20 protein-coding genes are annotated in these 21,371 nt (G+C 42.7%); 10 read left to right on the top strand and 10 right to left on the bottom strand.

Annotated features, from left to right (window positions below; genetic code table 11):
• Window positions 1–135 precede the first annotated feature (135 nt).
• The 3 genes from FCL46_RS21000 to FCL46_RS20990 all read right to left on the bottom strand — a co-directional run bounded on the left by FCL46_RS21000 (window position 136) and on the right by FCL46_RS20990 (window position 3,247).
• On the bottom strand, window positions 136–1,482 hold the full coding sequence (locus tag FCL46_RS21000) for a TRAP transporter large permease (RefSeq protein WP_136809060.1): 1,347 nt from the start codon (window positions 1,480–1,482) through the stop codon (window positions 136–138).
• Between the two features lies 1 nt (window position 1,483).
• Window positions 1,484–1,990: a TRAP transporter small permease subunit gene (locus FCL46_RS20995; protein WP_136809061.1), complete on the bottom strand. Its 507-nt coding sequence runs from the start codon at window positions 1,988–1,990 to the stop codon at window positions 1,484–1,486.
• A gap of 108 nt (window positions 1,991–2,098) precedes the next feature.
• Window positions 2,099–3,247: a TRAP transporter substrate-binding protein gene (locus FCL46_RS20990; RefSeq protein ID WP_136809062.1), complete on the bottom strand. Its 1,149-nt coding sequence runs from the start codon at window positions 3,245–3,247 to the stop codon at window positions 2,099–2,101.
• A 904-nt stretch (window positions 3,248–4,151) separates the two neighbouring features.
• Here FCL46_RS20990 and FCL46_RS28510 point away from each other — a divergent pair.
• Window positions 4,152–4,286 (top strand): hypothetical protein, encoded by a 135-nt coding sequence (locus tag FCL46_RS28510; RefSeq protein ID WP_267313646.1) that lies wholly within the window; start codon window positions 4,152–4,154, stop codon window positions 4,284–4,286.
• Between the two features lie 183 nt (window positions 4,287–4,469).
• Here FCL46_RS28510 and FCL46_RS20985 read toward each other — a convergent pair whose 3' ends face one another.
• On the bottom strand, window positions 4,470–5,252 hold the full coding sequence (locus FCL46_RS20985) for a FadR/GntR family transcriptional regulator (RefSeq protein ID WP_136809063.1): 783 nt from the start codon (window positions 5,250–5,252) through the stop codon (window positions 4,470–4,472).
• Window positions 5,253–5,734: 482 nt separating this feature from the next.
• Here FCL46_RS20985 and FCL46_RS20980 point away from each other — a divergent pair, with 482 nt between their 5' ends.
• Complete coding sequence (locus FCL46_RS20980) at window positions 5,735–6,685, top strand: IS1595 family transposase (protein WP_136806938.1); 951 nt, start codon at window positions 5,735–5,737, stop codon at window positions 6,683–6,685.
• A gap of 301 nt (window positions 6,686–6,986) precedes the next feature.
• Here the strand turns inward: FCL46_RS20980 and FCL46_RS20975 are convergent, their stop codons facing one another.
• The 6 genes from FCL46_RS20975 to FCL46_RS20950 form a co-directional block, all read right to left on the bottom strand.
• The gene (locus FCL46_RS20975; RefSeq protein WP_136806069.1) at window positions 6,987–7,757 is read right to left on the bottom strand and encodes an amino acid ABC transporter ATP-binding protein; all 771 of its coding nucleotides are present in this window, start codon (window positions 7,755–7,757) and stop codon (window positions 6,987–6,989) included.
• A 334-nt stretch (window positions 7,758–8,091) separates the two neighbouring features.
• A complete protein-coding gene (locus FCL46_RS20970) occupies window positions 8,092–9,189 on the bottom strand; it encodes an amino acid ABC transporter permease (protein ID WP_136806068.1) in 1,098 nt (365 codons plus the stop codon).
• Window position 9,190: 1 nt separating this feature from the next.
• Window positions 9,191–10,366 (bottom strand): amino acid ABC transporter permease, encoded by a 1,176-nt coding sequence (locus tag FCL46_RS20965; protein ID WP_136806067.1) that lies wholly within the window; start codon window positions 10,364–10,366, stop codon window positions 9,191–9,193.
• Between the two features lie 241 nt (window positions 10,367–10,607).
• Window positions 10,608–11,627: an amino acid ABC transporter substrate-binding protein gene (locus FCL46_RS20960; protein ID WP_136806066.1), complete on the bottom strand. Its 1,020-nt coding sequence runs from the start codon at window positions 11,625–11,627 to the stop codon at window positions 10,608–10,610.
• A 743-nt stretch (window positions 11,628–12,370) separates the two neighbouring features.
• Window positions 12,371–13,510, bottom strand: coding sequence for a double-cubane-cluster-containing anaerobic reductase (locus tag FCL46_RS20955; protein ID WP_136806065.1), 1,140 nt, complete (start codon window positions 13,508–13,510; stop codon window positions 12,371–12,373).
• A gap of 11 nt (window positions 13,511–13,521) precedes the next feature.
• Window positions 13,522–14,277: an acyl-CoA dehydratase activase gene (locus FCL46_RS20950; protein ID WP_136806064.1), complete on the bottom strand. Its 756-nt coding sequence runs from the start codon at window positions 14,275–14,277 to the stop codon at window positions 13,522–13,524.
• Window positions 14,278–14,862: 585 nt separating this feature from the next.
• Between FCL46_RS20950 and FCL46_RS20945 the strand changes: the two genes are divergently transcribed.
• The 8 genes from FCL46_RS20945 to FCL46_RS20910 all read left to right on the top strand — a co-directional run bounded on the left by FCL46_RS20945 (window position 14,863) and on the right by FCL46_RS20910 (window position 21,312).
• The gene (locus FCL46_RS20945; protein WP_136806063.1) at window positions 14,863–15,513 is read left to right on the top strand and encodes an AAA family ATPase; all 651 of its coding nucleotides are present in this window, start codon (window positions 14,863–14,865) and stop codon (window positions 15,511–15,513) included.
• Window positions 15,503–15,814, top strand: coding sequence for a hypothetical protein (locus FCL46_RS20940; RefSeq protein ID WP_136806062.1), 312 nt, complete (start codon window positions 15,503–15,505; stop codon window positions 15,812–15,814). Before FCL46_RS20945 ends, FCL46_RS20940 begins: the two co-directional genes overlap by 11 nt.
• A 534-nt stretch (window positions 15,815–16,348) precedes the next feature.
• A complete protein-coding gene (locus FCL46_RS20935) occupies window positions 16,349–16,771 on the top strand; it encodes a GNAT family N-acetyltransferase (protein ID WP_136806061.1) in 423 nt (140 codons plus the stop codon).
• A gap of 451 nt (window positions 16,772–17,222) precedes the next feature.
• Window positions 17,223–18,179, top strand: coding sequence for a hypothetical protein (locus FCL46_RS20930; protein ID WP_136806060.1), 957 nt, complete (start codon window positions 17,223–17,225; stop codon window positions 18,177–18,179).
• Between the two features lie 103 nt (window positions 18,180–18,282).
• Window positions 18,283–19,206, top strand: a complete 924-nt coding sequence (locus FCL46_RS20925) for a hypothetical protein (protein WP_136806059.1) — start codon at window positions 18,283–18,285, stop codon at window positions 19,204–19,206.
• 276 nt (window positions 19,207–19,482) lie between these two features.
• Window positions 19,483–20,103, top strand: coding sequence for a YdeI/OmpD-associated family protein (locus tag FCL46_RS20920; RefSeq protein WP_217909479.1), 621 nt, complete (start codon window positions 19,483–19,485; stop codon window positions 20,101–20,103).
• 164 nt (window positions 20,104–20,267) lie between these two features.
• Complete coding sequence (locus FCL46_RS20915; RefSeq protein ID WP_136806058.1) at window positions 20,268–20,777, top strand: hypothetical protein; 510 nt, start codon at window positions 20,268–20,270, stop codon at window positions 20,775–20,777.
• A gap of 193 nt (window positions 20,778–20,970) precedes the next feature.
• Window positions 20,971–21,312: a hypothetical protein gene (locus FCL46_RS20910; RefSeq protein WP_136806057.1), complete on the top strand. Its 342-nt coding sequence runs from the start codon at window positions 20,971–20,973 to the stop codon at window positions 21,310–21,312.
• The last annotated feature ends 59 nt before the right edge of the window (window positions 21,313–21,371 follow it).

The following is a 21,371-nucleotide window of genomic DNA, read 5'->3' as shown; positions in this document are numbered from 1 at the left end:
CTATCGAAAACTCAACTCTGCTAGATTTCGATAGTGAATTGTTTTCTTCGGCATCTGCCCCTTTAAAAGGTTATGGCGTAATCCTAAATGCATTGGTCAAAAAAACGGGTTTCACAGGTTTTTATGGAGCCATTATCAGCCGGAACCGAAGAAAATTGCAGGTAGCCAGGTCACTATTGGCGGACAAGCTGCCAGTATGATCAGGCCAAGAATCTGTAGCATGACAAACGGGAGAATACCTCGATAAATATGCCCCATGGTATAGCCCTCCGGAGCAACACCCTTGAAGTAGAAAAGAGCGTAACCAAATGGAGGTGTAAGAAACGAGGTCTGAAGATTCACACAGAGAAGAATCGAGAACCAGAGCGGATCAAACTCAAGCTCCATAGCGATAGGCATAAAGATTGGTACAGTTACTAATAGGATAGCTGCCCAGTCGATAAACATACCCATCAGGAAAACGATTCCCATCATGATAAGCAGAACCATCCATCTGTTCATGCCCGAACCCACCAGGACATCGGCAACAACATCACCGCCGCCCATCGACATGAAAACTGTTGAGAAGAATTTACCGCCAATAAAGAGCATCATAACCATGGAGGTCGTGCTCATTGTGGCATGGGCGGATTCTTTCAATACAGTCCAGTTTAATTTACCGTTGAAGGCTGCGAGTATGAGTGCACCGAGCGCACCGAGTGCCGCTGCTTCAGTTGGTGTGGCAACGCCGGCAAGGATCGTACCCATTACCGCCAGAATAAGAGCCATCGGCGGAATAAGACATTTCAGGGTAAGAACGATTTTCTGAGTTGGACTCCATTTGGATGCCTCATCTTTACTGATAGGCGGTCCAAGGGAAGGGTTGATGTTGCAACGAATCAGTATGTAAATAAAATACAGTGACGCCAGCAGTAATCCCGGAAGGATTGAAGCTGCAAAGAGATTACCAACAGAAGTCTCTTTAAGACCGGTAAGGCCGCCATATACAACCATCATGATCGATGGCGGAATCAGAATACCAAGGGTACCTGCAGCACAGATGATACCGCTTGAAAGCTCTTTCTGATAGCCTTTGCGCATAAGTGCAGGGGTTGCGAGCAGTCCCATTGCTACAACGGATGCTCCGATAATACCGGTGGTGGCCGCAAATACGGTACAGACAACAACTACGGCAAGTCCAAGTCCACCTTTGAGACCACCCAGTACAACAAAGAGGGTTTCAAAAAGTTTATCTGCCACTTTCGATCTGTCGAGCAACTGCGCCATGAGGATAAACAGCGGGATGGCAACCAGAACGTAGTTGTTCATCAGCCCCCAGGTGTTGTTGGCGAACATGTCGAAAAGTGCTGGAATATTGAAGCCGTTATCAATAAGTCCAAAGAGTGTAGCTACCGCGGCAAGAGTATATGCAAGCGGGTGACCAAGGGTAATGGCCAGAATCAGTGTGCCGAACATGGCCACTGTTAACATTTCCGGGCTCATATTATTTCTCCTCCTTACCAAATATTTCCTGCAGATCATGGATCAGGTTGGAGATACCTTGCAGCAGTAAAAAGAAAAAGCATAACGCCATAATTATCTTTACCGGATAAAGCGGCGGAGCCCAGCTTGTAGAGTTTAATTCACGACCGATAACAGAAGTGATTGCAAATTTTGTAGACCAGATAGTCATGCCCAACATTACAGGCAACATAAAGAATGATGTAGTTAATGCGCTGATTATAGCCCGGTTTTTCGGTGACATCATTGATGTAAATATATCTACCTGGACATGGCCTTTTCGTACATCGGTGTAGGAGATGCCGAACATGTAATGCATGCCATAGATGAACGCTGTCATCTCAAATCCCCACACCGTTGGGGAGTTGAAACCATAGCGCGCAAATACTTCGTAAATTACTACACCCAGCAAAGGAAGAATCAGCATTGAGCAGATCTCACCCTGGCGGGTATTGAACCTATCAATGCCTTGTGCAAGTTTAGAAAACATTTTTCAAATCCCTTTTTCTCAGGGTAGAAATACTAACCCGATCAGCTGCCCCTCCTCAATTTACTGAAGAGGGGCAAACGTGATAGATACTAATACAAGTACTTACTATTATTCGGTGATTCTGCCTGAAATGTAGGTCTCATATGGCCATGGGGTAGCGCCGGAGCGTGCGTCTCTCCATACTGAGTATTCTTCGATGAACGCTTCCTGGCTATCAAGTACTTTCTTTACATCCGGATGTTTAGCCTTAACAGAGTCGAGGTAAGTTTTTGCAACTTTACGGAACTCAATGAGGGTCTCTTTGTCCATCTTGACGATCTCAACTGACTTAGAAAAATTGTTGATCGCTTCAGCGTTCAGAGAGTTAATCCAGTTGTATGACCATGCCTGAGTTTCAGCAGCGGCAATTGTAACAATCCACTTCAGATCTTCAGGTAATTTATCATATGCTTCCTGGTTGAAGAACAGTGCGCACTGGATACCTGGCTGATGTACACCTGGTTGAATAGCGTACTTGGTAATCTCGTCAAAACCCATTGGGTAGTTGATTGCAGGTGAAGAAAACTCAGCGGCATCAATTACACCACGCTCAAGTGCAAGGTAAACCTCGCCACCAGGCAGAGGAGATACGGAAGCACCAAGGTTATTCATGATATCCATGTACCAGCCTGGGGTACGAAGGCGCATGCCTTTGAAATCTTCCATTTTGGTTGCGCGCTTGTTGGAGAAGAGTCCCATCTCCTGACCGAGCTGACCACCAGGAAGAGCGAAGAGACCGAACTGACCGTAGATCTCCTGCATCATTTTGGTGCCGCCTTTTTCCTGCAGCCAGATGTTATACCCTTCAGCATCAAGACCGAAAGGAACAGACGCAAAAGCTACGAAAGCCTCGTTCTTACCTTTCCAGTAACCCGGCCAGTCGTGACCAACCTGAGCAGAACCTTTTGAAACTGCATCAAAAGACTGCATCGCAGGAACGAGTTCGCCTGCAGAGAACGGTTTAATATCAAGACGACCAGCTGAAATAAGCCGAACGGTGTCAGCAAAGTGAACAGCGACATCGTAGAAAAGAAGACCTTTAGACCATGGCATAACCATTTTCCATTTAATCTTCTCTGTAGATGGTTCAAATTTTACGCGTTTAGCGATCTTGTGTCGATCGTCCTGACCGAATTTCTCACGTTTTGCATTCGCGGTACCGGCTGCGACGGTCACTGCCAGACCTACAGTCATTGCTACTGTTAGAATACGTTTCATTCAAACTCCTCCTAAAGGGTTTTTACTTTTGCGCCCACTTGTCAGGCGCACCTCATTACATGGTGAACAGATCTGTCTGCCCCGTTCAGACCATGGAACATCAGTTTGTATGGTGGGTGAAGATTGATACTTCGGTGAGGCGGTGGTTATAAAAAATGACCTGAATGGGTCGAGTGTAAAAAGTGAAGGAACTAAAAAGTTTGTAGAGGAACGCGTATCTGGGGTTCTGGAAAATATGGTAACCATCTGAATTGATACCGATGTGAATGATTTTTTATCGGTATGGATGATTTCAGCCTTCAAGGTGGCATTCTCCTGAGAACGATGCGAATCCGTGTTTAAGATATGAGCAAATAATCTAAAACATGGTTTCAATTTGTGTTCGTGTCAAGTGGTAATATTTTTTTACCATACCATTTCGTAAAAACTACGCAAGAATATTTTTTGTGTAACATTGTGGTTGTGGCTCGAAGTCTTGGTTTTGCAGGCTAAAAAATTGTATTTTTGTCGAAAATGGTACTTCAGTCCATTTTGTTATTGTACCGGTGGCAGGTGGTTTAGCCTGTTTGTCTGGTGAAGTGTTGCTAGGTGGTAAGTAAATGTGCGGGATGTGTTCAGTCGAGGATTGTGGTGCGACCTGTTGTGAGTGTTTGCGTAAGCCGTTGAAAGGCATGCTAAAGAAGTCTTTGTAGGAGAGAAATTCTTTAACATGCTGTATGTGTATCTTTTTGTTAGAAATGGTCTGCTGCTAGTACCATGTCGATATGTTGTGGTGGAGGCTGTGAAGCAGAGAGAAACTGAAATATGAAATGAGCTGTCTGGCTGAATCAGTTGAAAGAGCTGGTATAAAATATTTACCTGATGTCAGGTTGTTGCTGAGGTTTACGTTGAGAGAGGAGGTCGGGTGGAGCGTCGTTTCTGTGAGCAGTCGGCAGGGAAGGGGGAGCTAAAAAAGCAGCAGTTTTTCGGTGCTGAGGAGCAGAGCTTTACCTGCAGTTTTTCAGAAACCATGGTTTACAAATGGTTGTCGTTTGAGTGATCTTCTACAGAAGCCTGACTGCTCGAATATACATTGCAGCAGATTAGCATGAGTGACAAAAAACTATGACACCCTCCCTGATGAACGGGAGGTCAAAATGAAATTTCTGCCCCGGAATTGTTCGCAGTCTCCTGGCAGAAGATGAAAAAATTCCGGGTACAATACGTGGATTAATTAGTGATGCTAAGACTTATGGCTTGATTTCTCGTCTTTTTCCGTGATGGTAATTGCCTGCTTAAGCATTCGGCTTTCATCGCAAAGGAAAGTAATGAGGAAATTGATGTGTTCACGCATGGCATTGTAGGCAGAGCCTGCATCACGCAGGCGAATCGCATCAGTAATAGCCTGGTGGTGATCAAGAATCCGTTCGAGATTTTTCGGATCGAGATAGAGCTTTTTGGTGCTCTCTTCTATGCCAAAATGGAGTAGGTCATACATGTTTTTCATGAGCATGATCTGGACCTGATTCTTTGTGGCATATGCGAGCGTCATGTGAAAACGAACATCTTCGAGAATTCCGAGTTCACCCTTGGCAATTGTTGCACGCATCTCTTCAACATGTTTGTCGAGCAAATCGACATCTTCTGCGGTTGCCCTTAGTGCTGCGCTAGTTGCTGCGTGGCATTCTAACGCCATGCGAACTTCCAGGAGGTCACGCATGTTGGCTTCACCGAGGTCTATCATGTCTTTAAGGATGTTGTGTCCTTTGACTTCTTTGGGATTGGTAATAAATGTTCCCTGGCCCTGCGTGTTTTCAACCATTCCGAGTTCTATGAGCTTCTGGATAGCCTGACGGATTGTTGGTCTACTTACTGAAAGGATCTCAGAAAGTTCACGTTCTGATTTGAGTTGTTCACCCGGGCGCAAGTCGCCTTTGAAGATCATGTCTCGAATGCGTTCAAAGACCTGATCGGAAAGTTTTTTAGGTTTGAGCGTATTGGGAACCATTGTGGGCCGGTCTGCCATCGTATCTCCTGTTGCATGGTATGCATATCTTCGGCAAAGTCAGTTACGACGAGTTGCGAAAAGTGCTATGTATAAGTAATGCTTACGTAAATATATTCAAATCCCAGGGGTTACTCCAAGTGCAGAGGGAGTAGTGAATTACGATCTGCATGTTACCAGACTATAACCACGCAGGTCATGGTTGAGTCAACAATATTGCAAATAGAAGTAATGTGCTGGTGATGAATGGCGATATTTGAGGCGTAATAATCATGGCGCTTTTGCGGATAAAATGCCTAAAATCAAAGCGCTAAGATATCGTAGAATAGTTGTCTTTGCAATAGATTGCTTTGATTCGTCACATTGTTCGGGGGATGCGGAGCAGATGGTAAATATAATTATCTGATTACGTATAAAGCTCAGCTATTTTTTTAGGGGTATCACTATATGAGTACCCTGTCCTGTTACACTACCTCCATACCACTAAACAAATGGAGGTAAATATGGCGAAAAATTCAATCCAGTTCCAACCAGGTCTCAGCTTGCAAGAGTTTATCTCAAAATACGGTTCTGAAGAACAGTGCTATCAAGCACTTTTCAGATGGCGTTGGCCTAATGGATTTAAATGTCCAGAATGTGGCCACGATCGCTATTGCACCTTAAAATCAAGAAAACTCATGCAGTGTAACAGATGCCGATCTCAGGTTTCAGTGACTGCCAGAACGATTTTTGACTCGACTAAGTTGCCGTTGACTACTTGGTTTTTCAGTATTTATCTTGTCACACAATCTAAAATTAGCATCTCCGCTCTGAGTTTGAAGAGAACTGTTGGTGTCTCTTATAATACAGCCTTATTGATCAAGCATAAAATACAACAGGTTATGAAAGAACGAGACGATTCAAAACCTATTTCAGCAACCCTTGTACAAGTTGACGACGCTTATTGGGGCGGCAAAAAACGTGATGGTCGCAGAGGCCGCGGGGCAACAGACAAAATACCTTTTGTTGCTGCAGTTTCGACGAATGAGAATGGTCATCCACTTCATATGCGTTTTAGCCAAGTTGCCTCCTTTACAAAGAAAGCTATCATTGATTGGGCAGCTAAACATCTTTGTAATGGCAGCGAAGTTGTCACCGACGGCCTTCTCGGTTTTGAAGGCCTTGATGATGCAGGTTTTTCTCACAAAGTAATTATCACTGGAGGTGGACCTGAAAGTGTTAAAATTGCTGATTTCAAGTGGGTTAATACTATCATCGGCAACGTTAAGAGGTCATTCCATGGTACATTCCACGCAATCAGCAAAAAACACTTTGGGCGATACCTAGCTGAATTTTGTTATCGTTTCAATCGCAGGTTTGATCTGCGACAGCTGCTACCCAGATTCACTTACGTGGCTCTAAGAACTCCACCGATGCCACAAAAGCTTATAAGAGTGGCTGAGCTTTGTGGGTAATCAGATATAATTATCCAGTAAATCTGTCGGCTAGGGACTGCTGGGAGGGTAGTTTTTGGGTATGTGGTTTTTTATTGGTCAACCTGTGTACTTCGTATCCTGCCTGATGTTCTTATTCGTCGATATCTGGTTGGGCTGATTATTTCATCAGTATGCAGAGTGCACGACAGAAAAAAGGGGAGAGCTTCAAAGAATGAAGTTCTCCCCTTAAGCAGCTTTTTCAAGCTGCAAACGGCTGCCTTGATCTCTCCTCTCCAAATTCAACATTCAAGAGAGCCGTAATTTCGTTTTTTGCGTGGTATTATAGAATCTGGCTTAAAAATAGCTGTGTTCGTTCTGATTGCGGGTTCGAGAAGAACTCTTCCGGCTCGTTTTCTTCTACAATCTCACCACTATCCATGAATATTACCCGGTCTGCTACTGTTTTGGCAAACCCCATTTCATGTGTTACGCAAATCATTGTCATGCCTTCATCGGCCAGATCGATCATTACGTCGAGAACCTCTTTTATCATTTCAGGGTCCAGGGCCGAAGTCGGTTCGTCAAATAGCATAATTGACGGGTTCATGCATAAACTACGGGCAATAGCAACACGCTGCTGCTGACCACCTGAAAGCTGGCCGGGAAACTTATCCGCCTGATTACCGATCTGTACCCGTTCAAGAAATCGTCGGGCCATTTCTTCTGCTTCTTTTTTCGGTTTTTTCTGTACCCATAGAGGTGCCAGGCAGCAATTTTCCATAACTGTCAGGTGCGGGAAGAGGTTGAACTGTTGAAAAACCATGCCGATATTACGACGAACAGTATCAATACCTTTCAGGTCGTCTGTCAGTTCAATGCCATTAACAATGATTTCTCCCTGCTGATGCTGTTCAAGCCTGTTCATGCAACGGATCATTGTAGATTTACCGCAACCGGAAGGCCCGCAGATGATAATACGCTCACCTTTATAGACCTTCATATTAATATCTTTTAAGACATGAAAATCACCATACCACTTATTCATATCCTTCAGTTCAATGACGACTTCTCCGGATGCGGATGCTTTCTCTTGTACGTGTGCGTTGCTCATATTTTTATTCCTCTACTTCTTTGGAATTGATTATAAATGCCTTCTGATCGGTGTGGCAGAGAAAAGCAATTTTTTCAGATATCGAGGCATCGTAACGAAATTAAGCGGAGACATATATGAAATAAGTCGAGCATTAATTTTTAGTACGATAACGAAGATATATGGAAAAAGGGCATTCTCCTTTCGGCTTCCAGGAGGGTGTCCGAGAATAGGCATTTTGGTCAAAGTCGAGAAATTATCAAAAAATAAGCACAGCCATATAAATGATATTGCGAGCATTATTTTTTGATAATTCCGAAGAGTTTGGGCAAAAGGCCATTTTCTGACACAGCTCCTAGTGGCCGGTATGTAGCTTCCTTTCTAGATGCATCGAATATCGAGACATGGAAAAGCAGGATATCCAATAAATTGCAGCTACAAAAACAAATCCCTCTACGGAAAATCCAAGCCATTTCGGATCAGAAAAGGCGGATTGAACAACAGCCAACAGATCAAAAAGACCGATGATAAGAACCAGGGTCGTATCTTTAAAGAGGGCTATGAAAGTATTAACGATTCCGGGAATAACCATTTTCATGGCCTGCGGCAGAATGATCAGGTACATGGATTTCCAATATGGAAGCGCCAGTGCTTCAGCAGCTTCATACTGACCGCGTGGAATGGCCTGTAAGCCGCCACGGATGACTTCCGCCATATAGGCAGATTGGAAGAAGATGATACCGATCATGGCGCGTAGCAATTTGTCAAAGCTCATCTCTTCCGGCATGAATATCGGAAGCATTACCGATGACATAAAGAGTACCGTGATGAGCGGAACACCTCGCCAGAATTCAATAAATATTACCGAACATGATTTTGCGACCGGCATTGAAGAGCGACGCCCAAGAGCCAGAATTACCCCAAGTGGCAGTGCGCAGCACATGCCGACTGCAGCGAGGATAAGCGTAAGCATCAGGCCGCCCCATTTATGGGTCTCAATCACGTCCAGGCCAAATGATCCGCCATAAAAGAGAACGTAGGCAATGAGCGGGTAAATAAACACGGTAAAGAACGCAACTTTACCTTTCTGCGGTGTCTGTTCAATGAGCAGCCAGGCAACCAGAGCAGCAAATAGTGCAAAAGCAACAATTACCCGCCAGTATTCAGTGGCTGGATAAAAACCGAATAAGAACTGCTCGAATCGTACGGATATAAATACCCAGCAGGCCCCGTCTATTGAGCAGGCGTCACGTGTAGTGCCGATCCAGCTTGCCTTGAAAAAGAGCCAGTCGAAGACAGGTGGTAACGTGGTAAAGAGAAACCAGATAGCAAACAGAGTAAAGAGTGAGCTGATCCAGGAGGAAAAAAGGTTGGCTCTGAACCAGCCGACAATTCCTGCATTGGACACAGGCGGCATCCTGTCGAGTTTTGGAGTATGAGTTATTACAGCCATTTTATCTCTCCACCAGCATGATTTTTTTGTTATACCAGTTCATAATCATTGAGATTGTCAGACTGATAAAGAGGTAGACTCCCATGGTCATAGCAACGACTTCAATTGCCTGCCCTGTTTGGTTAAGCGTTGTTCCGGCAAAGACAGAAACAAGGTCCGGGTAACCTATGGCGGTAGCTAACGAGGAGTTTTTTACAAGGTTGAGGTACTGACTTGTCAGCTGCGGAATGATGACCCGTAATGCCTGCGGAATGACAACAAGCTTTAATACCATGCTCTGGTGGAGCCCGAGTGCAGAGGCCGCCTCAGTCTGGCCTTTATTGACTGCCAGTATGCCTGAGCGAACAGCTTCGGCGATAAAAGCGCCTGTGTATATGGATAAGGCAACAAGGAGTGCCGAGAATTCAGGGATTATGGATAGGCCGCCGCGGAAATTGAATCCTTTTAACGCCGGTAACTCCCAGCTGATAGGGCTTCCTGAGATAAAAAAGGCAACAAGGGGCGCAACAACAAGCAACAGCGCTACGGTTAGTGCAGTGTTAAACTGCTTTCCAGTTTCCAGCTGACGCTTACGTGCCCAGATATAGATCCAGACTGAAGCGATAAGAGCCATAGCAAATACCGCAACGACGATGCCGAAACCGCTCTCGAAAATTGGTCGCGGAATATAGAGACCGCGGATGTTAAGAAAAAAGGATTCACCTAAAGAAAGACTCTGGCGCGGTGAGGGGAGTGCACGAAGAACTGCAAAATACCAGAAGAATATCTGCAGCAATAATGGAATATTTCTGAACGTTTCGATATATACGCCGGCAAGCCTTGAAACCAGCCAGTTTTTAGAGAGCCTTGCCACACCGACTGTAAAACCGATGATGGTGGCAAAAAAGATACCGCATACAGAAACCATTAAGGTGTTCAGCAGGCCGACAATAAAGGTCCGGCCGAAGGTATACGATTCGTCGTAGGGAACAAGGCTCTGGATAATGCCGAAGCCCGATTCCTGTGATAGAAATTTAAAACCGGTGGAAATGCCGCGTTTCTCCAGGTTGACCATGGTGTTATTGGCCACACTCCAGGCAATAAGCCCTAATGCTGATATAAGCAGAATCTGGAAGAGTAGTGCACGGTGCTGGGCATTATTCCACCAGCGTGTGGTTTTTTTCTCTTGGTAAGGCATGGGCGCACGCAATTCGTAGAAAGTGGGGGAAAGGGGTAGTCCCGGTTTCCCATGATAAAAATCGTGTAGTAACTCTGACCGAAGCACGTGTGTAATGCTTCAGTCAGAGGATACGTAATTCAATGTTTTTCGATCGACTAATTGACTATCTATAGGCCATTCAGATAGGCGATAATGGTATAAAGTCGCTTATACTGATGGGGATTGATTATCCGATCGAAGGTCCAGGGGAGTGCCCTGACTATCGAATTGGAGGCGCATACTGCAGGCCACTCTGGGTCCAGAGTGCATTGAGACCACGACCGATTTTGAGCGGGGAGCTCTGGCCGACGGTACGTTCGAACATTTCGCCATAATTACCAACCTGCTTGATGATCTGATATGACCAGTCATCAGCAAGTCCGAGTCCTTCACCTTTAATACCTTCAAGGCCTAAGAAGCGTTTGATACCTGGATTGGTAGTGTCTTGCATAGATGCCACGTTTGCAGAAGTTACACCGAGTTCTTCACCGTTAATCATTGCGTAAAGAGACCATTTAACAATATTAAACCATGCATCATCACCCTGTCGAACAACTGGTCCGAGTGGCTCTTTGGAGATTACTTCCGGGAGAACAACTGCGTCTTCAGGTTTTGCAAGTTTGATACGTAATCCGTAAAGCTGTGACTGATCACTGGTAAGTACATCGCAACGTCCTGCCTCAAAACCTTTTACGGTCTGATCAGAGGTATCGAATACGATCGGTTTGTACTCCATCTTGTTCTGCTTGAAGTAGTCTGCAAGATTTAACTCAGATGTGGTTCCTGACTGGATACATACTGCTGCGCCGTCAAGTTCGAGAGCACTTTTCACGCCCAGACCTTTTGAGACCATGAAACCCTGTCCGTCATAATAACTGGTGCCGGCAAAGTTGAGTCCAAGAGATGAGTCGCGAGTGAGTGTCCAGGTTGTATTCCTTGAAAGGATATCAATCTCACCTGACTGCAGTGCGGTAAAACGCTCTTTTGCTGTCAGCGGCAAAAATTTTACTTTAGTAGCATCACCAAGGGTAGCTGCAGCAACTGCGCGGCAAACCTCTACATCGAGACCGCTCCATGCACCTTTTTCATCAGGGTTTGAGAATCCTGGAAGACCAGTAGAAACGCCACATTGCAGGTATCCGCGTTTAATTACTTCTTCTTTTGTATCGGCCTGTGCAAGGCCGGTAGTAAGGCAAACTGTGAGTGCAGCTGTGGCAATTGAGCAAGTTATTCTCTTCATTACAATCTCCTGAAATTTCAACATCTTTAATTCTAACGCCTCTAAAGCATGACTAAAACCGCATTTTTAATGAATCGATCTTCATAAAAATATGGGATAAACCTCATTCAATACACTTCCAGGAAATTTCCGGTCCCCCGTACGTTGCCGTATGTCATTCTGGAATTTTATCGAAAGCAAATATTCCAGCTAAGCGGATCAGGTAACGATGACCTCCTGAGGTGTACAGGAATGTCATAAAGCAAGTGGTGTGCCAGAGAGTCTTTTAAGAATATGTTTGGTGTTTTAGGGTCTGAGTGAGTTGTTGGAAATGTCGTAATAACAGTTGCTTGTAATTGTCTTTGTGGGTGGCTTGATTGTGCGGTCAGGCTGATTCCTGAAAGGTATTAATGTTACAAATCTGTATAATATTGGGATCGAGATGTTTCACAAATGTGTAGTGGTTGAACAAGAATGTTATCTTTTTGCTCACCATGGAGCACGCGATATTCCGTATAAAAAACGACATCGGTGGTACTTTGGCAGAACCAGAAGCATGGCTGGATGTCTGTTTATCACATATTTGTTGTAGATATGGTGGGTTCGAGAACAAAGGAATTCAGTATGTCTTGTAAGATACTGATTCTTTATAGTTTTGGGAGTTGATTGTGCTGAGCAGATAAACGATAGCCCGGAACAACAGATGATTATCCGATAGAGATAATTCTCTGTTGTTGCCGGGCTTGGAGGAGAAAATCTATATATTACAGCATTTCAAGATACGCATCGATGCGTACCCGGAGTTGTTCTGTATCACTTTCTGCATAATCGGTTTCAAGATGCAGAGTAGGTAAATCAAATTCTTTTTGTACAAATTCTTCAACAGTGAAAGATTCAATGTTGTAGGTATGACATGCCTGCCAGGTGAGATCAATAACACCATCAACCTGAAATTCTGTAATCATCTCTTTGAGCAGTTCAAGTCGATTGTTGTTTGGACTCATAACTGAACATGGGGTTGAGAGATACTGTTCGGCAAGGGCATCCATGGGTGCTTTGTTTTCATCAACCTGAAAGGCCTGCTTATAGCCGGTACAGTTTTCACAGACGACCACGTCGGCGCCGCTCTGTTCTACAATCTTTATTACTTTATCACTTCCAAGCCCTACAGGAACACCGGTCACTAAAATACGTTTGCGGTTAGGTGAGCGTTCTGCTTCCGGCCTGAGATTACCTTTCAGCGCCTCTGCAGCGACTTCTTCCATAAAGGTGATTCCTTTCATTTTATCGGCTAAAAAACCGACTTTAAAAAGAATCTCTATAACCTGGGAGCCAGCCAGTGGTGCGGGCTTTACCTTATTTACATCCATCAGCTGTTTGCGAGCACGGCGCTCGCGATTCATCAGGCTGATAGCATCTTTGAGACGTTCCTCTGTAATTTCCACACCTGTCTGTGTTTCAATACGTCCGCGAAAGTCATCTAACTCCTTGCGCCACATTGGCAGGGCTACATTGGTATCCTGATTTTGTGGTAACTGAAGGACGTGAGTTTTTTTATAGCGGGCAAGCAGTTCAAACATCTTTTTCTTGCCGTCACAGGTGGTGTCGCCAACGATAAGGTCAGAAGCCTCGACAAAAGGGCAGGTTTTCGAAACGGCAAAGCCAAAGCTGCTCTTGATGAGCGGACAAAGGTTGCGTGGCAGTGTTTCTTCGGCCTTTGCAATTGGATCATTACGCGTGCCGCATAAAGGCAGCGGAACGGCATTTGCCGCCACAGCTAATTCGGTGGGGGTAAATACACAGTAAAAACCAATAGCTGATCGGCCTTCGGCTTTTGCACTTTCGATGTCTTCCATGTTCTGTTCTGCAATGTGCTGCAGTTTGGTGCTGATATCTGTTCCCATATTAATCTCCGTTATATATCACTTTCTACCGCCAAAAGCGCTGCTCCGAGCGCACCGACGAGCTGTGGGTCTTGTGGGCGAAGCACGTTGCGGCCCAATTGTTTTTCTAAAAATTCTATCATGCACGGGTTTTTAGCTACCCCGCCTGTAAAGACGATATCTCCGGTAGGGGAGACTCTATTGATCATAGCAACAGCACGGCGGATGACACTGGCATGTAATCCGCGGGCAATTGCTTTGCGGTCGTGTCCTTTTGCGATAAGAGAAGTGACTTCAGATTCGGCAAAGACGGTACACATACTCGATATTTGCAGGTCTTCGGTTGCCTGCAGTGCAATATCACCAAATTGATCAATATCAAAACCAAGGGCGCGAGCCATGATTTCGATAAATTTGCCGGTTCCTGCAGCACAACGATCATTCATTTCGAATTTTTGCACTTTGCCTGAGTTGAGCAGGGAGATAGCTTTGCTGTCCTGACCACCGATATCAAGCACAGCTCTGGCCTCTGGGAAAAACGCCCGTGCACCTCTGGCATGGGCCTTTATTTCAGTAACAGTTGGTGCATCAAAAGAGATTTCAAACAGGTTTCTTCCGTATCCAGTAGCCATGATATGGTCAAACTTCACCTTGCTGGTGAGTGTCTTGGCAACGGCAATCGGTTCAAAGCCTGTATCGTCCTGAAGGCTATCGAGGATAGTGCCTGTCTCATCGACAACCACTAGTTCAATGGTTCTGGAGCCAATATCAATTCCGGCGTATCGCATATTTATTCAAATAAAAAAAGAGGTTGTATGAGTTAACCTGATGAGTTCTTAGGGCTGGCAGGTTTTTAGTTGATGAACATGCAGATAGCATGAATTGAAAGATGCGTCCAATTGGTAAACCCTATAATTGTGCAGAGATGTATCGGGTTTATTGAGGGGTAATTGATACGAATTCAAGTGGTTGAGTGGTGAATAAATATGACGTCGGCTGGAAGGCCTGGTTTTATAGGGATGATAGTGATGATAGCAGTCGAATTTTTATTGTACCTGTTTGTGGTTTAACTATGTTGGAAATTGGCTGCGGGATCATCTCAATCCAAATATCGATATGGACCAAACCATTTCTGAAGACCTATTACTTACGCAAAAAAAAATATTTAACCATTTTAAGTATTTCTTCACCTACTCAAACAGTTAGCAAATATACCCTTTGGCTATCCTCTTAAAGCACTTTTTTGCGGTAAAACATTTCTTGAAACAGAGCCTGTGTCGGCTGTACTATACTAGGCAGATAATGTTGTACAGTATGTATAGTCTATACTGTATATATGATATGTTGCGTGTATGTATGCGTGGAGGTTACGTATGAGTATTACGGTGTTTGGTGGAGAAAAAGGTGGTACGGGCAAGACGACATTAGCGACAAATATCGCGTCTATGCTGGCTATGGAAGGTAAAGATGTGTTGTTGCTTGATACGGATCGGCAGGGTACGGCATCGTTTTGGGCGACAGTTCGGGAAGAGGATGAGGTCGAGCCGCGAGTGTCATGTGTACAGAAATTTGGTAAAGGTCTGGCCGCACAGGTGCAGGATCTGGCAGAGCGTTATGATGAGATCATCATCGATGCGGGTGGGCGTGATTCACTTGAATTACGGTATGCGCTTGGCGTGGCTGATCAGGTCTATATTCCGGTTCAGCCGTTTCAGTTTGATATCTGGACAATCCGTCAGATGGACACTCTCGTTGAAATGGCGAAAACCTTTAACGAGGCACTTGTTGCCAACATTGTATTGAACAGAGTGTCGACCAATCCGGTTGTTCGTGAAGACAGAGATACGCGCGAATTTATCCTTCAGGAAAATTTTGAGAATCTCGGCCTGACAAATTCTATGGTGTATGACCGTATTGCTTTTCGTAAGGCTGCACGAGATGGCATCTCAGTAATGGAATATCGGCGAGACAAAAAAGCGATCAATGAAATGAATGGATTGTACGAGGAGATTTATGGTGACTAAGAAAAAGAGCAGCCCATTGCGCAGTGCTCCGGGAATTAAAGATAAAGAAGCAGCACTCGATGCATTTGCAGCAGGTGCGGGTAAACCACTGCCTAAAGATGATGAGACTGTCTACTCCTGGCAGCAACCATTTGTGCGTGAAGACATGATGAAGCAGGTTCTTCTCAAAATGCCGGAACCGCTCTATTTAAAGCTAAAACATGTAACAAGCTACACTCCCTATAATATGACATCATTTATCCTGGAGAAGATCGCTCCTGAGATCGAAAAAGAGATTGAGCGCCTAACTGGAAAAAAATAAAGTCGCCCAGGAAGTATGATAATCTATCAGGAGGTTGTTCGAGAATAGACATTTCTTCTCAAATCGGAGTGTTTTGATGCTAGGGCGGAGTCATCTGTCTGAGATCTCGTGTATTGATGTTGTCAAAATGACGAAGGGTTGGAAAGAGAGGGCATTATTCGACACTCTCCAAGTGTCATGTCATGTGTCAAATGTCGTAATAATGCGAAGCTTTTTTCTTTTCCTGCAAGGCACGACTGATGGAGCATAGCAGCGCTATGTAACAGAAGGCGTAACGAAGTCAGGAAGTGAAAAGGGCGAGCAGAATTAGACATCTGAGGCATGACAGGACACTAGGAGGGTGTCCGAGAATAGGAATTTTGGTTAAAATCGAGACATTTTCAAAAAATAAGCACAGCCATATAGATGATATTGCGAGCATTATTTTTTTAAAATTCCGAAGAGTTTGAGCAAAAGGCCATTGTCGGACACCCTCCTAGTTTATAAACGAGCGACAGAGGAATAGTATGCTTCCGAAAACCTGACTAATCATTAATGAACCTAATAACTACATACGATTGTACAGATATAGATTGGCAGACAATCTCCGAGACATTGAAGTCAGTAGGGATGGCCTATTATGAGCCTGAAAAGCATAAGAAAGCGTTTCAAGCCAGCCATACGACAGTCTTTGTTTATGACGCTAAAACTCTCATTGGGTTTGGCAGGGCGATCTCGGATGGTGCCTATCAAGCTGCTGTATACGATTGTGCAGTTGTGAAAGAATATCAGGGTCGAGGGATTGGCAGAATAATAGTCGAAAAGATTCTAGAAAAGATCGCGGATTGCAATGTAATACTCTATGCCGCACCAGGCAAAGAGGGCTTTTATGAAAAGCAGGGATTTAGAAAGATGAAAACTGGCATGGCATTATTCAATAATAGTGATTCAATGAAGGATCGTGGTTTTACGGAATAAATCGTAATTCACAGTGTTATCTCAGGTGTTTAACATCGTGTGAATGAAGTTCTAAGTAGATTTTACGTTCTGTACCAGCTAGGTGTTTATTATTTTCAGCTATACGTTTCAAAACTATTCAAGGTTCCAAGTTGTTAATGTGTTGGCTGTAGGATGTGAAGCGTTTGTGGTTGACAGCTTGTGGCTAATTCATTTAGTTGATAGGTGTGTAGGTTGTGAAAGTGATTTTATAAGAATTTTGGTGCATTGAGATGTTTATTGGTTACCTGAACAATGTCTTTGCATCAGAAGATTACTCTTCCGTAAAAATCCACAATCTATAGTTTGTATCTGAGTGATGCCTTTCTCAGAGATCAAGATATTGCACCAGGGCAATAGTGCCCGAAAACACCCTTAATATCATATTATCAGGGCAAATTGAGCTGATAATCAATGGTTATCTTATGAAAATATGAGAATGCAAGCCCACCATATAATTATAGACGAAAGAGCTATATCGTTTTGGGATTGGGAGTTGAAAAGTAAGAATATAGAGTTTCTAAAGGGCATTGATCCAGATTATTTCAACTTTATTGCACATAGCAATGTTTCTCAATTAGAAACAGATAACAAGCATAATGCGGCTACTGCAATACGAGTGGCTTATTCACATGCAACAGAAACTTTATTTGCACTCATCGCTTCAAGTATACAAGCTCCACATTGTCCTTTAGCCTGGATGCTAAACTACAAAAATTTCGAACTCATCAATGTGATTGGTAAAGTTGTAAATAGAGAGAATCTCAATACAAGATTTAAAAATAAAAATCTTACTTGGCACCTACTTTCTGAAACCGTCCATAAACACATAAACCCTGAAAAAGTTGATAAAAACAGAATCATTTCTGGCTTTGAAAACCTTTGGTCTAAGTTAGCCAAGGAGTTCATAGACATGAATTTCAGCTATGAATACAATGCCATAAAACATGGACTTAGAGTCTCACCGGGTGGTTTTAAGGTAGTGGTTTGTCCTGAGATTTCCCCCGGAGTTGCTGATTCACCTGATAAAGCTATAATCCTTGGTGAAAGTGCTTTTGGATCATCCTATTTCGTTAATGAGTCAATTAAAGGTACCCCTAAACATAATTTCAGACCTAAACGTCATGGTAGAAACTGGGATCCAATACATCTAGCAAACAGATTGCCATTTATTGCAATGTCTATAAGTAATATTTTAAGTTGGCTGTGTGTGATTAATGGCGAGCAGCCCAATAGTTGCAAATATCACTACCCTTCTGATCTTAATCTGTTTGAAGAGCCTTGGGGCAATGAAGTAAATTTAGAGCACACAACTTTTGATATAAATATAGAAAGTGAAGATATTTACCCCATAAGTAAAAAGGCAATAGTTAAAGACTATAATAAATAAAAGATAACAAACGAGTAAACACGGACTCGCTGAACCTCGCCGGTTACCCTACACGCTATACAAAAAACATTGAACATTATATAGACAATCCTATAAGAAAGAGATGATCAACTACTTAGGAAATAGTGCGTATTGCTTCAGCAATAGTTTAAAAATATGTCTTGAAAATGCTGGCATGGAAAACATACCCAATGTTGGACTCATTGAGGCTTTAACAGGCATGCCTTTTGGCGCGACATTTCTCGATCTACAAAACCCAGTATTCTTCCCAAGCCCATCAAAAATAGATCCGGAAAAAGGGTTAAGCCTAGCAATGGAATCATTGGGGTGGAGTTGCACAACCGAACAGATCGAAGAGGAAGCAAACGCAAAAAAATCACTGGTGAATGCAGTAAAGGCAGGCCCTGTTTTAGTGGGACCAATAGACATGGGAGGTTTATCGTATGATCCAAACAGAAGTATAAAACAGGGAGGGGACCATTTTGTAGTTGTAACCAACATAAACAATGGTTGGGTAGAATTGCACGATCCTCAATTATTTCCGTGTGCAATCTTGCCTATAAACGATTTTTTAGATACTTGGAATGCAAAAGAAATTAGTTATTCCACTCATCCTTATACTTTACGTTTTGATTTTCGAAAATTTCTGGATCTTTCTCTGGATGAAACAATAGCTAATCATCTTCATACTGTGCGCCACTTAATGAAGCACGAAGAAATAGGAGGTATTGTTTATTGTGGTTCTGAGGCGTTTTTAAAAGTAGCAGAACTAATTAATGGTACCACAAATCGTGATTTCACAAATACCCTTGTAAACTTTTGTTTCCCACTAGGAGCTAGACGCTGTATTGATGGTAGCAATTATTTCAGCAAAGCAAAAAATGATAATGCGGCAGTTCTTATGGAACAAAAAGCAAAACTTTTTGGTAATGCTCAATATTATGCTGTCCAGGAGAATTGGGAGTCTTTAGTGAGGGTAATGAATGAATTAGCACTTTTAGAACCTGAGATAGCCCAAATAATATAATTTTTTATATGTGAAATTAATGTATAACCTGGCGTTTAAAACCGCTCGCTCGGACGCGCTGATGGCGCACCGCTTAAATTAATTATTCTCTTTATTGATTCGCGAATATTATAATCTGAAGAGCTTAAAATGAAAATTTTTATAATTATCTTACTGTATATACAAATGAAACATGTCATTTAAATGAGTTTTTAGATGGATATGAGTGGGCAAGGTATTGTTTTAACTAAACAAGATTGACACTATAGAATTGTTGAAAATTAGAAATATTTAAAAATGAAGTTCTCTGGACATTCAGGGACTTTTTCTACAGACTTGTTAGCTATAAAAATCATGATTTCAAAACTATTCAAAGATCGTAAGGAATGGAGAACTTGGTTAGAGAATAACCATGACAAAGCATCTGAAATCTGGCTTGTGTTCTACAAAGTTAAGACGAAAAAGAAATCCATTAAATACGACGAGGCAGTGGAAGAAGCATTATGCTATGGCTGGATAGATTCGGTTGTAAGAAGAATTGATGATGAACAGCATATGCAAAAATATACACCAAGAAAGGATCGTAGCAATTGGTCCAACAAAAATAAATTGCGAGTTGAAAAGTTAATAAAAGACGGATCAATGACAGAGTATGGACTTAGAAAAATTGAAAGAGCAAAACAAAATGGATCATGGAATATTCTTGATAGTGTTGATATTAGGTTAGAGACACCCAAAGCACTTAAAGATGCCTTTGCACAGAATCAGAGAGCTGAGAAAAAATTTGAAGATTTAGCTCCATCTAGAAAAAAACAATTTCTTTGGTGGATTGAGAGTGCAAAACGCGATGAAACTAAAGAAAAAAGAGTCAGGGAAACAGTAAGATTGCTCATTGAAAATAAGAGTCTTGGTGAATAATGACCATTCTGGCTAACAACAAAATCAACATGGACAAAATAAAGCGTCGCTCGTGCCTCTCAACACTTTGTTTTGCAAGTAGTTAAAAAACGTTAAAATTTAATGCGCCTGATTTTTTTTTGTTCACCTGTTGTCAAAAAAAACAGAAATAGGAGGAACTGTAAATGCCAATTCATTTCGAAGATACAGATGTTATTTCTGAAGTTGAAGGTTTACGTTCTGCCTTAATCGTTCCCTGTAGAATGTGTCCCGCAGCGACTATTGCGGTGCGAGAGAAGAAGCCTTTTATGGAATTTTTCAGGAGTTTCTTCAAGTCTCAACCTTTCGAGCAATATCTCAAAACGCTCCAGGCCCGATTAAAAGAAAAGGCTGTTGAGTCAAAAGTTTTTGGGTGCGGTCTTTATCACCAATGGTTTATGTGTATGTGGACTTTGGGCACACGCAAGAAGTTATTAAAAGAAGCAAAACAGTATGATGCTGTGATAGTCCTAGGCTGTAGTTCTGCAACCGTAACCGTACAAGACACAGTTGAATCAATTGGTTGCAAAGTCGTCGAAGGCATGGAGGCCAGGGGCATTATGAATGCCAAACTGAGTTTCAATTTCCCATGCAGTATATCCTTTAAAGATTGCAAGGAAACTCCGCTGATCCAGCAGGAAATTAAAAAAGAATAGATGTATTTAATTTCTGGCCCCAACAAAAAAACATCGGCAATGATTGCCGAATCAGGGTCTCAAGTCTGACAAAAAACAGCGAGCCTAATCGGTATATCCAAATAAGCGTTAATGGAAAAGACAATCCTTCTGCCTTGTCTTTTCCATGCTTTTGCTGCTTAGCGAAATGTCATGAGAAAATGGATAAAAATAAATGACCGGATATAAAAAAGGTCTAAAAATCATTCTAATTATTGAAATTATTTACATATTTATTGCTGCCTGTCTTCTTGGTACTGTTGTGGCGATAATGATAACGGATTCACCAGCTACTACATCAAAGGATATGATTATTTGGGGTGGCACAACTTTTATGTTGCTATTTGTTCCATTCGAATTGCTTCCCATTTTTTCAATTATAGAACTTGAGTGTTACAATGAAAAGAAACGGTTATTGCTTAATATCATTAATTCAATCGTAACTACTATATTCATATTTTTTCCTTTAATGATAGTTCACTTTTATTTAATCTATAAAATAAAGAATGAAAAATAGAAGTCATTACAAATTGTTTGAGTATGTTCAGCTATGCTGAATCGGACACCCTGAACCGC

The organism is Desulfosediminicola flagellatus, assembly GCF_005116655.2.
Taxonomy (GTDB): domain Bacteria; phylum Desulfobacterota; class Desulfobulbia; order Desulfobulbales; family Desulfocapsaceae; genus Desulfopila; species Desulfopila flagellata.
This window is presented reverse-complemented; position numbering and strand designations above follow the sequence as displayed.

Bases quoted from the DNA above. Each gene is read 5' to 3' on its own strand.
- FCL46_RS20950 (WP_136806064.1), bottom strand. From the start codon at position 14,277: ATGCGATACGCCGGAATTGATATTGGCTCCAGAACCATTGAACTAGTG.
- FCL46_RS20975 (WP_136806069.1), bottom strand. From the start codon at position 7,757: ATGAGCAACGCACACGTACAAGAGAAAGCATCCGCATCCGGAGAAGTC.
- FCL46_RS20990 (WP_136809062.1), bottom strand. From the start codon at position 3,247: ATGAAACGTATTCTAACAGTAGCAATGACTGTAGGTCTGGCAGTGACC.
- FCL46_RS20915 (WP_136806058.1), top strand. From the start codon at position 20,268: ATGCCAATTCATTTCGAAGATACAGATGTTATTTCTGAAGTTGAAGGT.
- FCL46_RS20935 (WP_136806061.1), top strand. From the start codon at position 16,349: ATGAACCTAATAACTACATACGATTGTACAGATATAGATTGGCAGACA.
- FCL46_RS20955 (WP_136806065.1), bottom strand. From the start codon at position 13,510: ATGGGAACAGATATCAGCACCAAACTGCAGCACATTGCAGAACAGAAC.
- FCL46_RS20965 (WP_136806067.1), bottom strand. From the start codon at position 10,366: ATGCCTTACCAAGAGAAAAAAACCACACGCTGGTGGAATAATGCCCAG.
- FCL46_RS20970 (WP_136806068.1), bottom strand. From the start codon at position 9,189: ATGGCTGTAATAACTCATACTCCAAAACTCGACAGGATGCCGCCTGTG.
- FCL46_RS20985 (WP_136809063.1), bottom strand. From the start codon at position 5,252: ATGGCAGACCGGCCCACAATGGTTCCCAATACGCTCAAACCTAAAAAA.
- FCL46_RS20920 (WP_217909479.1), top strand. From the start codon at position 19,483: ATGAAGTTCTCTGGACATTCAGGGACTTTTTCTACAGACTTGTTAGCT.
- FCL46_RS20930 (WP_136806060.1), top strand. From the start codon at position 17,223: ATGAGAATGCAAGCCCACCATATAATTATAGACGAAAGAGCTATATCG.
- FCL46_RS20995 (WP_136809061.1), bottom strand. From the start codon at position 1,990: ATGTTTTCTAAACTTGCACAAGGCATTGATAGGTTCAATACCCGCCAG.
- FCL46_RS20960 (WP_136806066.1), bottom strand. From the start codon at position 11,627: ATGAAGAGAATAACTTGCTCAATTGCCACAGCTGCACTCACAGTTTGC.
- FCL46_RS20945 (WP_136806063.1), top strand. From the start codon at position 14,863: ATGAGTATTACGGTGTTTGGTGGAGAAAAAGGTGGTACGGGCAAGACG.
- FCL46_RS21000 (WP_136809060.1), bottom strand. From the start codon at position 1,482: ATGAGCCCGGAAATGTTAACAGTGGCCATGTTCGGCACACTGATTCTG.
- FCL46_RS20980 (WP_136806938.1), top strand. From the start codon at position 5,735: ATGGCGAAAAATTCAATCCAGTTCCAACCAGGTCTCAGCTTGCAAGAG.
- FCL46_RS20940 (WP_136806062.1), top strand. From the start codon at position 15,503: ATGGTGACTAAGAAAAAGAGCAGCCCATTGCGCAGTGCTCCGGGAATT.
- FCL46_RS20910 (WP_136806057.1), top strand. From the start codon at position 20,971: ATGACCGGATATAAAAAAGGTCTAAAAATCATTCTAATTATTGAAATT.
- FCL46_RS20925 (WP_136806059.1), top strand. From the start codon at position 18,283: ATGATCAACTACTTAGGAAATAGTGCGTATTGCTTCAGCAATAGTTTA.